Source organism: Halopseudomonas sp., from assembly GCF_036961105.1.
GTDB lineage: Bacteria > Pseudomonadota > Gammaproteobacteria > Pseudomonadales > Pseudomonadaceae > Halopseudomonas.
This window is the reverse complement of record NZ_JBALWW010000018.1, coordinates 23,123-34,943: the sequence shown is the minus strand read 5'-3', so window position 1 is coordinate 34,943 and position 11,821 is coordinate 23,123. Positions and strand designations below refer to the sequence as shown.

Sequence of the window (11,821 nt, the reverse complement as noted above, 5' to 3'; positions counted from 1 at the left end):
ACAGCGGGGGGTCAACCGATTGTCAAAAGAATGTGAAAAAAACGTGAAACGGCAACAGGTTTTAGATCACCGTCACCTCAAAGCAACTACCACCGGCTGGCAGCGAATACATACTTACCTGCCAACGCTGGTGCGCGCAAATGCGCTTGACCAATGACAGTCCGAGTCCCAGTCCTTCGCCGCGTGCTTCCGTGCCGCGCACAAAGGGTTCGAAGATCTCGTGCTGCTGTGCGCTGGGTACGCCTTGGCCGGTATCTTCCACGCGAAAGCTGTTGGCGTTGATTAGCAGGCGTACTACGCCGCTATCGGTATAGTGCAGTGCATTGCGCAACAGGTTGGACATTACGGTGCTGATAAAACCGGCATGCAGTGCAGTGGCGCTGTTTGCTTCTATGTTGAGATCAAATGTCAGACCCTTTTCTGCAAAGCGCGGCGCCCAGCGCTCGGCTTGTTCACGTGCTACCTGTTCCAAGGTGGTGTTGCCGTCCAGCGGGTTGGGTTGGGTATTGGCGCGGGCCAGCAATAGAAAGGTTTCCACTAGATCGTTGATCTCTGCGGTAGCGCGCTTGATGCGATTGACCTGGCGGCGCTGGCGCTCGTCCAGCGCACTGGTCTCCAGCAGCTCTGCTGAGGAGGCGACTACCATCAAGGGCGTGCGTAGCTCGTGGCTCACATCGCTGGTGAAAAAGCGCTCCCGCTCCAGGGAGTTACGGAGCTGCCCCAGGGTTTCATCAAAGGCGGCCGCCAAATGACCGACCTCATCGGCAGGATATTCGGGCGCCAGATTGGGTGCGAGCGTGAGCAGTTGATCGCGGTGGCGAACCTGTTGGGCCAAGCGCACCAATGGCGCGATGATGGTTCGCGCCATTAGCCAGCCGAGTAGCCAGGCGGCCAGTCCGCTGAGCAAAAATCCGGCAAAGACGGTCATGAACAGCGCATTTTCCCGTGCTTCAAATTCGGCTTGTTCCTGTACCAGTAGGTAACGTTGCTGTGGCAAGTCGCGGATATAGACGTAATAGGCTTCGGTGTCGGTGACAACTTCATTGAAGCCTTCATCCAACCCAATGAAACTCTTTGGTATCTCGTAACCTGGCATGTGTGAGGCAAACAGTCGGGTCTTGTCATCCAATCTTGGTGCTAGACCCTGAGCCAAATCCTTCTGCAGAATGTTCTCCAGCTCCTCGTTCATTTCCTGCGTTACCAGATGCTCTTCAATGAAGTGCACTATGGCCACAATGCCCAGTGAGAAACCGCCGCTGACTACCAGAGTCATCAGTGTGAAAGCGATGACGATACGCCGAACCAGCGGTTGTTTAGAGGTCATTGTCACGCTCTGCCAGGCAGTAACCCAAACCGTGCATGGTATGCAGCAGCGGCTGGGTGAAAGGTTTGTCTATCACCTGGCGCAGTTGGTGAACGTGGCTGCGCAGGCTGTCGCTGTCGGGTAGTTCTTCGCCCCACAGTGCTTCTTCCAGCACCGCTCGGCGTACTACGGCCGGGCTTTTGCGCATCAATACTTCCAGCAGTTTGAGCCCAACCGGATTGAGTTTGAGTTGCTTGCCCTGACGGCTGACTTGCAGGGTATCGAGGTCGTAGCTGAGATCGCCAACGTTGAGATGATGCCGGCTGCCACCCTGGCTGCGCCGCAAGATGGCCTCGATGCGAGCGACCAGCTCCGACAGCGCGAAGGGTTTGACCAGATAGTCGTCGGCCCCGTTGTTCAGACCCTTTAGACGATCATCCAGCTGGTCGCGTGCGGTCAGCATGATGATTGGCGTGTCGCGCTGAGCGTCGTTGCGCAAACGCTGACACAGCTGATAGCCGTCCATACCGGGGAGCATGATGTCGAGCACGATTAGGTCGTAATGCTCGCTCACCGCGAGGTGCAGTCCGGATAGTCCGTCTTGGGCGCAATCAACCGTGTAGCCCTTGAGCTGCAGGTAATCCAGCACATTGGCCAGAATGTCGCGATTGTCTTCGATTACCAGAATGCGCATCCAGCTGCCTCACCAATACGGGCTTGTTGTTTAACGTTTTTTTCACAGCGTGTTGACGAACTGCTGACAGCAGTATGGCCACACTTGCGCCATTGTCATCAACCCGGATCATACAATGCACCCGTTAAAATTTGCGCAAACACGTTTTCTCGCTCTGATCAGTCTGCTCTGGCTGAGCCTGTTTATCCTGACCCGCAGCCTGCTGCTGTTTACCCATTTGCATGAGGCGCAGCTTGGCGTGGGCAGCACTCTGGCTTTGTACGCTGAAGGTCTGGTCTACGACTTGACCTTCCTGTTATATGCCCTGGCGCCGTTGGCGCTGTATTTAATTTTGTGCCCGGCGCGCGTTTGGCAAAGCCGGTGGCATCCGCGTTTTTTGCAACTGATACTCACCTTCAGCATTTTTCTCATGCTGTTTACGGTGGTTGCTGAGTGGCTGTTCTGGGATGAGTTCAGCGTGCGTTTCAACTTCATCGCTGTGGACTATCTGGTCTATTCCGATGAAGTGCTCAACAACATTCTGGAGTCTTACCCGGTTTATTCGCTGCTGGGTGTGCTGGCGCTAATTGCCCTCGGCATGACGCTGGCCCTGCGGGGTGCGATGCACCGTGTTGTTGCTGCTCCGGTGCTTGAGTGGCGTCAGCGCGGTACGCTTCTGGCCAGCTGGGCGTTGCTGATCGGACTGGGCATCGGCGTTGTGGGTCAGGGCTTTCCGCGTAGCAGCGGGGGCAACGCATACCAGCACGAGCTCTCGGCCAATGGGCCTTATCAGTTCTTTGCCGCGTTCCGTAATAACGAGTTGGATTACGAGCAGTTTTACCCGGTGCTGCCACTGCAGCAGGTCGCCAGCCAGCTGCGTGATGAAGTTATTGAGCCCAACGCGCGCTTTGTCGATACCGACCCCTTGAGCATTCGCCGGCAGATCGACAACCCCGGTCAGCCCAAACGCATGAACGTGATTCTGGTAACCATCGAGAGCCTGAGCGCCAAGTATCTGGGTAGTGAGGGCGATACGCGTAATCTGAGCCCTGAGCTGGATGTGTTGCGGCATCAGAGCCTGTATTTCAGCAATCTGTATGCAACTGGCACGCGTACTACGCGCGGGCTGGAAGCTATTACCCTGTCGATCCCGCCAACGCCTGGCCGCTCTATCGTCAAGCGTGTAGGCCGCGAAAGTGGCTTCGCCAGCCTGGGCCAGCAATTTACCGCACAGGGTTACGACAGCGTGTTTATGTATGGCGGGCGCGGTTACTTTGACAATATGAACGCCTTTTTTGCGGGAAACGGCTATCGCATCGTCGATCAGGCCAGTGTGCCGGACGATGAAGTCACCTTTACCAATGCCTGGGGCATGAGCGATGAGGATCTTTATAACCAGACGTTAAAAGTCGCGGATGCGGACTTTGCCAACGGCAGCCCGTTCTTTCTGCAATTGATGACCACCTCCAACCATCGACCCTACAGCTACCCGGAAGGGCGCATCGACCTTGCTTCGGGTTCCGGCCGTGAAGGCGCGGTGAAATACACCGACTACGCCATTGGTGAGTTCCTGCGCGCGGCGCGTCAGAAGCCCTGGTTTGATAACACGGTGTTCGTGTTTGTGGCCGACCACACCGCCGGCAGCGCGGGCAAGGAAGACCTGCCGGTCAGCAACTACCACATCCCGCTATTCATCTACGCACCGGGCCTGGTGCAGCCGGCCGAGGTGGCCACGCTGACCAGCCAGATTGATATTGCTCCCACCTTGCTGGGTCTGTTGAACATGGATTACACCTCAACCTTCTTTGGTCGCAATGTGCTGCGGGAAGACCACGCATCTGGTCGCGCGCTGATCGGCAACTATCAACACTTGGGGTTGTTTGATGGGGATAACCTGGCGATTCTCAGCCCGCGTCAGTTGATGCGCCGGCACGACGACGCCCTCGGTCAAAGCCTGGAAAGCACGGCCGCACAGAGTGATCAGTTGATCGCCCGTAGCATCGCTTACTACGAAGGGGCCAGTTATGATTTCAGCCACGCCCTGCTGGCCTGGCATGCTGAGATGGCGCTCCGGTCGCGGGTGAGCCAGCGATGAGCGCATCTGATCGAGCCTCCAGGTCATTCAATTTCCGGCTTTGGTTTGCCTTGCCGCTGAGCCTGATGGCGCTCATGCTGCTGGTCGATCCGGGCCCGCTGGATATGGCTATCGCCAACTTGTTTTACCAGCCGGGTGTGGGCTTTGTCGGGCGTCATAGCTTTTTTCTCGAAGATATCCTGCACGACCGCGCCAAACAGGGAGTGATCGTGATCGGCGTGCTGGCAATTGTCGGGTTTTTGATCAGCCTGTTGCCCACCAGGCTGCGCCAGTACCGCCGCCCGTTGGGTTATCTTGTGCTGGCCATGGCGCTGTGCACCAGCCTGGTGACACCGCTCAAAACCCTCACCAACGTGCAGTGTCCCTGGAGTCTGCAGCAGTACGGTGGGGATCAGGTGCATACCCCGCTGCTGAGCAAGCGGCCGCCAAGTCTCAAACCCGGCCGTTGCTGGCCGGGCGGCCATGCCTCTGCCGGGTTCTCACTGCTGGCACTGTTTTTCATGCTGCGTGACCGTCGCCCGCGCGCCGCCCGCTTGGCATTGATAGTCGCTTTGAGCCTCGGAGGGATGTTCTCTTTGGGGCGAACTATGCAGGGGGCTCATTTCATGTCGCACAACCTGTGGACGCTGTTGTTCGACTGGTGCATCAGCCTCTGCTGTTACCGCTTAGTGATGTTTCAGCCGGTACTGAGACTGCGCGATTCGGTACAGGCATGCGAGGTTCAACATGGTTCTGTTTAAATCCACCTGGTACACAATTGGATCGATTGCACTGGCTCTGAGCCTTGTGCTGCTCATTATCGGATTGTGGCGGCCTGATCTATTACGTAAAGACGCCCACGAGATTCCTCTGCCGACTTTATCTGCGCACGCTTCCCGTCCTGCCAATTGGGCAGAACCCCTGAATGCGAGTTTCCGACTTTATGTGCTTAGCGACAGCCTTTACCGTAGCGCCTTGCCGGAGCGCGGCAATGTGGACGAGTTGCGCCGCTTGGGTATCAGTACGGTGATAAACCTTTATCAGCAAAGCGATGAAAGCTGGCTGAATGACGCGCACGTTCGCCGTATCCATATACCCATCCGTGGAGATCGGGTGAAAGACAGCGATGTGATAGCTGTGCTGCGTGCGATCAGACAAGGTGAGCGCCTCGGCGCGGTGTTGGTGCACTGCAAGCACGGGCAGAATCGTACTGGGCTCATCATTGCTATGTACCGCATCATCTATGACGGCTGGAAGCCGGAGCAAGCCGTGGCGGAAATGCTGGAAGGTGGCTTTGGGTCAGCCGACCGCATGAAAGATGCAATTGCTTATTTGAATCGGGTAGATTTGTCTGCCTTCAGGAATGCTGTCGCAACGGGTAAATGTAGTACGTCCTTTTTCGCAGGGTGTGAGTGGCGCGGTTTGTTTGGAGGTTGGACTGAGCCGGACGATAAGACCGGCTAAGGCCTTTTCTCAGGTTTAATCAGAACGCAGTCAACACTGCGTTTACCTTGGATTCCAAATCGGTCAGCGGGTCGGCCTCGCCGCTTTCCAGTACCACCAGAGTGCTGTTGCTGGCGGCAATGGCTTCAACTATGTCGTCGTTCGGCGGGGTGCTGGCGAGCACCAGCGCCACATCGTAGTCGGTCAGGGTCTGGGTCAGCTGTTGCAGCTGCTCTGCGCTCCAGCTGCGGGTAATCGGCAGCTCGAAGGGCACCGGTTCAAGATTGAGACCGCTGATCAGATACTCGAAGTGCGGGCTCAGGCTGACCACACTGAGGTTGTCGAACTCGAGCAGGCGGGTTTCACTGCTGGCGCTCAGCTGCAGCAGGCGATGCTTGAGGCTGGCCAGATTCTGCTCGATCTGCGGTTTGGCCTCAGGCGCCAGGCGCACCAGGTCAGCGGCGATGATATCGGCCATGCGACCCATGTTGGTGGTTTCCAGCCAGGGCTCGGCGTCGAGACCATTAGCGCTCAGAGAGGGTTGGGTGGCGATGCCGGGCAGGGCACCATCGACCGGGCGCGCGGCATCTATCTCGATGATGCGGATGTTGCTGCGGCGTGCCAGCGGATAGAGACTGTCGTCCGGCCAACTGGAGCGCAGATTGATGACCGCATCGGCGTCCTTAGCCAAGGCATCCAGTTTGGCGGCGCCGCGGCCAGCAAAGTAAGACGGCTGGCGGCTACCGGGCAAGTTGGCTGGCGCGGCGCGTTCCAGCTGAATGTCGCTGCCGTCGATCAACATGGCGGTCAGCCCGTAGGTGATAGGCAGCGCTGCCAGCAACTCTATCGGGCTGTCAGCGGCTGCGGGTTCGCTGGATTCTTGAGCCAGGCTGGGAAGGCTGACGCTGGCCATCAGCGCGGCCAGCAGGCAGGAGCGAAGGGCTGGGTTCATCCGATATTTCCTTTCAACTGCGGGAGTGTGCCGCGGGCAATGGCCGCGAGCGCGAAGAATATGCCGGCCACCAGAATGATGGCGGCGCCTGAGGGGATCGGCAGATCGATCATGATCGGCAGCAGAATGCCGGCGAGGGTGCTGAGGGTGGCAATGAGTACCGAGTACCAGAAAAACCCGCGCAGCGATTGGCCGACCAGGCGCGCGGCCGCTGCCGGAATCACCAGCAGGGCGCCGACCAGAATGGCGCCAATCACCTTGACCGCCGCGACCGTGATCAGGGTTACCAGCACCACGAACAGATAGTCCATGGTTTTCACTGCCACGCCTCTTACCGCGGCCAGTTGCGGATTGAAACTGGCGAGCATGATGCGGTTGTAGAGCGGGATGGCCAGGCACACCACCAGCGTACCGACGCCGGCGAGCACGGCCAGGTCAGTGCCATTGACGGTGAGCACCGAGCCAAATAGTACGTTCTCCAGAATGTGGATGTTGATGCGTCCTGCCAGTATCAACAGCAGGCTGGCGCCCAATGCCAGCGAAACCGAAAGAAATACGCCAATCAGGGTGTCCGGAGCCAGGCCGGTGCGGTTGCGCAGATAATTGAGCAGCAGGCCAAACAGCAGACAGTACGCAAAGAGGCTACCGTAGGGGCTGGTATAGGGCTCGCCCAGCAGAATGCCAATTGCCACACCAGTCAGTGCAGCGTGACCCACGGCCTCGGAGAAGAAGGCGAACCGCTTGACCACCACCAGGGTGCCCAGGCCGCCAAGCACCGGGCCTATCATCAGGCCGGCCAGCAGGGCGTTGACGACGAAGCCGTAGGTCAGCATCTCCGGCAGATAACCGGCGCTGGCCCAGCCCTGAATGGCCAGGCGAAAATGTTCGTAATCCAGAGTCATGCGGGCTGCCCCTGCTGCGGATGATCTTTACTGCGCGGATGGGTAGAGAACAGCTCGAGCAGCCGCTGCGGTGTCAGCGCCTCATGCGGGGTAGAGCTGAACAGGATTTGCCGGTTGAGCCCGCTGACCTGATCGGCCATGCGCCCGACTGCGGCCAGGTCATGTTCGATCCACAGCACGGTCACGCCAGCGGCACGCCAGTGCTGCAGCAGGCGCTCGAAGACCTGTATGCCGGCTTCATCCAGGGCCGACATGGGCTCGTCCAGCACCAGCAGCTGCGGCGCCGGGATCAGACCCTGGGCCAGCAGCACGCGCTGGCGCTCACCGCCAGACAGTGCGCCCATGCGGCGCTTGCGTTTGCCCTGCATGCCGACCAGCTCCAGTGCTTCGTCGATAGCTGCGCGAAAATGCCGGGAAATCCCGAAAAATGCCGGGCGCCGCTGGCACATCGCAGCCATGAAGTCTTCCACGCTAAGCGGCAGGCCGCGATCAAACTCCAGTGCCTGCGGTACATAGCCAATCACCCCTGGGGCGTCGGGCCAGTGCAGACGCAGCTCGCCCTGATGCGGCATCTGCCCCAGCAGCGTCTTGATCAGCGAGCTTTTGCCGCCGCCGTTGGGGCCCACCAGCGCATGAATGTCACCGGCCGCTACCTGCAAATCGATGTGGCGCAAGATCTCGGTGCGCCCCAGGGACAGGGAGACGCTGGCAAACTCGATGCCTGGGCCGGTAATCTGGCGCTGCAATACGCGCTCAGGCGCGGCGCCGGCACTGTTCATTGCGCCGACTCCTGAATGGCACGGACCACGGTATCCAGATTCTGACGCATGCCTTCTTCGTACTTGTCGGCGCTGTATTCGCCATAGGAAATATGCGTCAGGGCGTAGAGTTTCACGCCCGACTCACGCTGGATGGTATCCACGTAAGCCGAGGGGAAGTCGATCTCGGAGAAGATCACCTGCACATCCAGATCCTTGAGCTGATCGATGGTCTTCTTCAGCTGGCTGGGGCTGGGCTCGATGCCGTGGGCCGGCTCAACCACGGCGGTAACCTCCAGGCCAAACTCGCGCAGCAGATAGTCGTAGGCACCGTGAATGGTGGCTACGCGCAGCTCGGCGTTGGGCGCATCGGACAGTTTGGCCAAGGCATCGGCGCGCATCTTGCGCAGTTTGCGGCCGTAGCTGCGGGCGTTGCGGATATAGGTACTGGCGTTGTCGGGATCCAGCTTGCCGAGTTCGCGGGCAATGTTGTTGATCTGCGCAATGCTGGCGCTGATCGACAGGAAGGTATGCGGATTGACCACTTTGCCAGCGCCACGGGCAGCGTTGCCGGTGGCGGCCAGCAGCGGCACGTTTTCGTTGGCCTCAATGGTGGGGATGTCGGGCTTTTCACTGGCGGCGATCATGCGGTCGGCAAAATCGTCGTGGCCGATACCGTTGAGCACTATGACATCCAGCGTGCCGATGCGCTTGATGTCTTCGGAGTGCGGTTCATAGGCGTGCGGGTTGAAGCCGGCCGGAATCAGCGGTACCACCTCGGCCTTGTCGCCGACGATGTTGATGACGTAGCTGTAGTAGGGGTGCAGGGTAATGCCGACGCGCAGCTTTTTATCGCTGGCGGCATGACTGGGCAGACTGGTGAAGAGGGCGATCAGGCTGAGCAGGGCCAGGCGCAGAAAGGTGCGTCGATGGAAAGCGGCTTTGCGTGTCATGGTCATCCAGGTGTTGGTGTTTGAAAAGAGATTGAAAAGCTCGGGGTCGGATCAGTGCTCGCGGTGCCGTGTTACGCCGGCGTCGTATTGAATCGCCAGCTGCTTCCATCCGGCGGCGATGAGGGCGTCGTCATTCAGGCTGTCGGGGACTTGCGCCGGAGCCTGGGCATGGAGCCAGACGGCTTGGTTGAGCTGGTCGGGTGCAGTGATACGCATGAGAAAACTGCCGGCAACGCTAGCGTCGTCACTGTCGCCCAGATAAGCCGCAGTTTCGCCCCGCCGCACCAGCTCCCAATGATGAGCACCTCGTTGCTGCGCGCTCATGTCGGCCATGAAGGGAGCAAAGCCCTCTTCTGCCATCTGCTGCGGATCGGGTAGCTCGCCCAGCTCTTCGGTGAGGTAGGGCACTTCTTCTGCCACTACCCGCAGGTCAGCATAGATACCCTGCTCGGCGGCATTCAGGTCGCGTCTGGCATCCACCTGGTAGTCGGCGATGCTCTGCTCCACCGGTGCTTCGTGGTGCCAGAGAATCACCACCGCAGCCAGCGCCAGAATCAGCGCACAGACCATGGCAACATAGAGCGACTCGTGCCCGGCGCCGGCCGGGCGAACAACCTGTACCGTCACGGGGTGGGTACTTCGGTATGGTCCACTTCCACCACGTGGCCGGGGCCGGCGTCGAACAGGATGTAGAACTCGTCGTCAGGCCGCGCGAAGGTGATGCTGGAATCATCGCCCAGCTTGCCGGGCACCAGAATGTCCTCGTTGTAGCTGATCACATCCAGAGTGACGCCAGGCGCGCCGCTGCCGTCGGAAAAGCCGCCAGTGCAACGAATCTCCTCATCGCCCAGGGGTTCGCAGGTGCACACCGGGTTGTGCGCCTGGGCCTGGCCGGCAGCCAGGGCCAAGGTGGCGGTCAGGGCGCTCAAACAGAAACGGGTCAGGATTTTCATGGGGTGTCTCCTCGTTGTTTCAGCCAGGCAACAGTAGCAGGGGATGCCTGGGCCAAGGGAATGGAGCCCTGGTGCACGGTGCCGTCCCAACCCTCCATGGTGACCCACAAGAGGTCGTCTGGTTTGGCGCGCTCCGGCACCGGCAGGCTGGCACCCATGCGGTAGGGGCTGCCGAAGAACAGCGCACCGGCGGCGCGCAGGCTGCGCGGTTTGCCGATACGCAGGTAGGTTGCCTTCACCTCGTCCAGGCAGGTGTCACACAGCGCTGCGTTGAATGACTTGAAATACCCGGCCGGGCCGGACGAGACCGGTGCATCCTCGCGCAACTCGGCCAGAGTCAGGCTCCAGGGGCCCACATCGACCACACCGGCTTCGCGCTGCCCCAGGCCGATATCGCCCCGAAACAGCGCGGCATCCTGAAAGTAGCGCGGCATGAACCCCAGCGGCACCAGCACCAGCAGTATGTTCAGATGAAAGCGATAGCGCTGCCAGAAGCGACCCAGGGTGCTCTGTGCGGGCGGATTGGTTGCAGTTTTCATGCGCGGCCCTCGGCGCAAGTCGTCATATCACGCTCATGCTCGCGCTCAAGTTCGACCGGTCTGGCTTTGTTGTTTCTCTTCAGTGCCTTGGCGGTGGCGATAGCGGTGCGCTTGCTCCAGATCAGCAAGCCGCTGAGCACCATCATGCTCAGCACCAGGCCGAAGAAGAACCAGATCAGCTTGACGATCAGGCCGCCAAAATCACCGGTATGCAGCGGACGCATGGATTCGGTTACAAACTCCAGTGGGCTGCGATCACTCAACAGGCGGGTGTGTTCCACGTCGCCATCGTAAGGGTTGACGCCCGCCGTCTGATTCATCAGCGGATACCAGCCGCGGCCGCTGACAAACAGCAGGCTATAGGCGTTGCCGGGGAGAAACACGGAGCTGGCTTCCAGCGATGGGATCTTTTCGACGGCGCGCGCTATCGCCTCGTCTACACCCAGTTGCTCTGGCGCAAAGGCGTCATCGCTCTGCGGCACGTCTTCGCGTGAAATAACCGGCGGTACGCCTTCGGTGGAGATTGAGATGTGGTTGTCGAAGAGTAACGCCTGAATCAGAAACCAGATGCCGGTGATGGAAATCACCGCGATGAACCAGATCGACCAGATACCGCTGAGGCGGTGGAAGTCACCCCAGAAGATTCGGGCGCCCTGGTTCATGCGCAAACGCGGCGAGAAAAAGCCTTTCCAGAACTTTTTGTAGACCACCAGACCCGTGATCAGCGAAATCAGCATCGGCAGGCCCAGAAAGGAGACCAGATACCAACCCCAGCTGAAGCCATTGGTAAAAGGCACCAGCCACCAGCCATGCAGTGCACGGGTGAACTGACGAAAGTCGAAGGTGGGGCTGACGCCCTGAATGTTGCCGGTATAAGGATTGACGTAAAGCGTGGGGGTGCTGCCGTCGGGGTAACTGACGCGCGCGCGAATGGCAAAATGCGACTCGTGCGGCTGACTCAGCGACTGCACCTCGATCTCGGGCGCGGCCTCATTGATCTTCTGCAGCACGGCACCAAAGCTCAGGCGCTCGGCATCCGGCGACGGCTTGGGCGCGCGCACCGACGGGTCGGCCAGCCAGACGATTTCCTGACTGACGGTGGCCAGGGTTCCGGTGACGCAAACGATGAGCACAAAAAACCAGATCGGCAGCGCCAGCCAGCTATGTACCAGGAACCAGATTTTCGAGCGTGACTTCTTGGACATGAGCTCAATTCTTTATCAGATCATCAATCTCGGCGGGGCGCAGCGCGCATCATCGCCGGGTTCTTA

General features: G+C 59.5%; 13 protein-coding genes. 3 read left to right on the top strand and 10 right to left on the bottom strand.

The genetic code is table 11. The annotated features are described in order from the left end of the window. Positions 1-61: 61 nt before the first annotated feature. Positions 62-1,324 (bottom strand): sensor histidine kinase, encoded by a 1,263-nt coding sequence (locus V7756_RS15100; RefSeq protein WP_335611023.1) that lies wholly within the window; start codon positions 1,322-1,324, stop codon positions 62-64. Beyond that, the gene (locus tag V7756_RS15095; protein WP_335611022.1) at positions 1,314-1,997 is read right to left on the bottom strand and encodes a response regulator transcription factor; all 684 of its coding nucleotides are present in this window, start codon (positions 1,995-1,997) and stop codon (positions 1,314-1,316) included. Before V7756_RS15095 ends, V7756_RS15100 begins: the two co-directional genes overlap by 11 nt. A 115-nt stretch (positions 1,998-2,112) precedes the next feature. Between V7756_RS15095 and V7756_RS15090 the strand changes: the two genes are divergently transcribed. Genes V7756_RS15090 through V7756_RS15080 form a run of 3 tightly spaced genes read left to right on the top strand, consistent with a single transcriptional unit; the run spans position 2,113 to position 5,514 of the window. After that, a complete protein-coding gene (locus V7756_RS15090) occupies positions 2,113-4,071 on the top strand; it encodes an LTA synthase family protein (RefSeq protein WP_335611021.1) in 1,959 nt (652 codons plus the stop codon). Further along, positions 4,068-4,811: a phosphatase PAP2 family protein gene (locus tag V7756_RS15085; RefSeq protein ID WP_335611020.1), complete on the top strand. Its 744-nt coding sequence runs from the start codon at positions 4,068-4,070 to the stop codon at positions 4,809-4,811. The genes V7756_RS15090 and V7756_RS15085 overlap by 4 nt, the downstream gene beginning before the upstream one ends. Further along, positions 4,798-5,514, top strand: coding sequence for a phosphatase domain-containing protein (locus V7756_RS15080; RefSeq protein ID WP_335611019.1), 717 nt, complete (start codon positions 4,798-4,800; stop codon positions 5,512-5,514). The genes V7756_RS15085 and V7756_RS15080 overlap by 14 nt, the downstream gene beginning before the upstream one ends. Positions 5,515-5,533: 19 nt before the next feature. On the opposite strand, the gene V7756_RS15075 is transcribed toward V7756_RS15080, so the two are convergent. Genes V7756_RS15075 through V7756_RS15040 form a run of 8 tightly spaced genes read right to left on the bottom strand, consistent with a single transcriptional unit; the run spans position 5,534 to position 11,755 of the window. Continuing rightward, positions 5,534-6,445 (bottom strand): metal ABC transporter solute-binding protein, Zn/Mn family, encoded by a 912-nt coding sequence (locus V7756_RS15075; protein WP_335611018.1) that lies wholly within the window; start codon positions 6,443-6,445, stop codon positions 5,534-5,536. Then, positions 6,442-7,347, bottom strand: coding sequence for a metal ABC transporter permease (locus V7756_RS15070; protein ID WP_335611017.1), 906 nt, complete (start codon positions 7,345-7,347; stop codon positions 6,442-6,444). Before V7756_RS15070 ends, V7756_RS15075 begins: the two co-directional genes overlap by 4 nt. After that, positions 7,344-8,126 carry a metal ABC transporter ATP-binding protein gene (locus tag V7756_RS15065; RefSeq protein ID WP_335611016.1) on the bottom strand — a complete coding sequence of 261 codons (783 nt, stop codon included), beginning with the start codon at positions 8,124-8,126 and terminating at the stop codon, positions 7,344-7,346. Before V7756_RS15065 ends, V7756_RS15070 begins: the two co-directional genes overlap by 4 nt. Next, a complete protein-coding gene (locus V7756_RS15060) occupies positions 8,123-9,058 on the bottom strand; it encodes a metal ABC transporter solute-binding protein, Zn/Mn family (protein WP_335611015.1) in 936 nt (311 codons plus the stop codon). The genes V7756_RS15065 and V7756_RS15060 overlap by 4 nt, the downstream gene beginning before the upstream one ends. A 51-nt stretch (positions 9,059-9,109) precedes the next feature. Then, the gene (locus tag V7756_RS15055; protein WP_335611014.1) at positions 9,110-9,685 is read right to left on the bottom strand and encodes a DUF6162 family protein; all 576 of its coding nucleotides are present in this window, start codon (positions 9,683-9,685) and stop codon (positions 9,110-9,112) included. Continuing rightward, complete coding sequence (locus tag V7756_RS15050; protein WP_335611013.1) at positions 9,682-10,011, bottom strand: hypothetical protein; 330 nt, start codon at positions 10,009-10,011, stop codon at positions 9,682-9,684. The genes V7756_RS15055 and V7756_RS15050 overlap by 4 nt, the downstream gene beginning before the upstream one ends. Further along, a complete protein-coding gene (locus V7756_RS15045) occupies positions 10,008-10,550 on the bottom strand; it encodes a thiamine pyrophosphate-binding protein (RefSeq protein WP_335611012.1) in 543 nt (180 codons plus the stop codon). Before V7756_RS15045 ends, V7756_RS15050 begins: the two co-directional genes overlap by 4 nt. Then, on the bottom strand, positions 10,547-11,755 hold the full coding sequence (locus V7756_RS15040; protein WP_335611011.1) for a PepSY-associated TM helix domain-containing protein: 1,209 nt from the start codon (positions 11,753-11,755) through the stop codon (positions 10,547-10,549). Before V7756_RS15040 ends, V7756_RS15045 begins: the two co-directional genes overlap by 4 nt. Positions 11,756-11,821 lie beyond the last annotated feature (66 nt).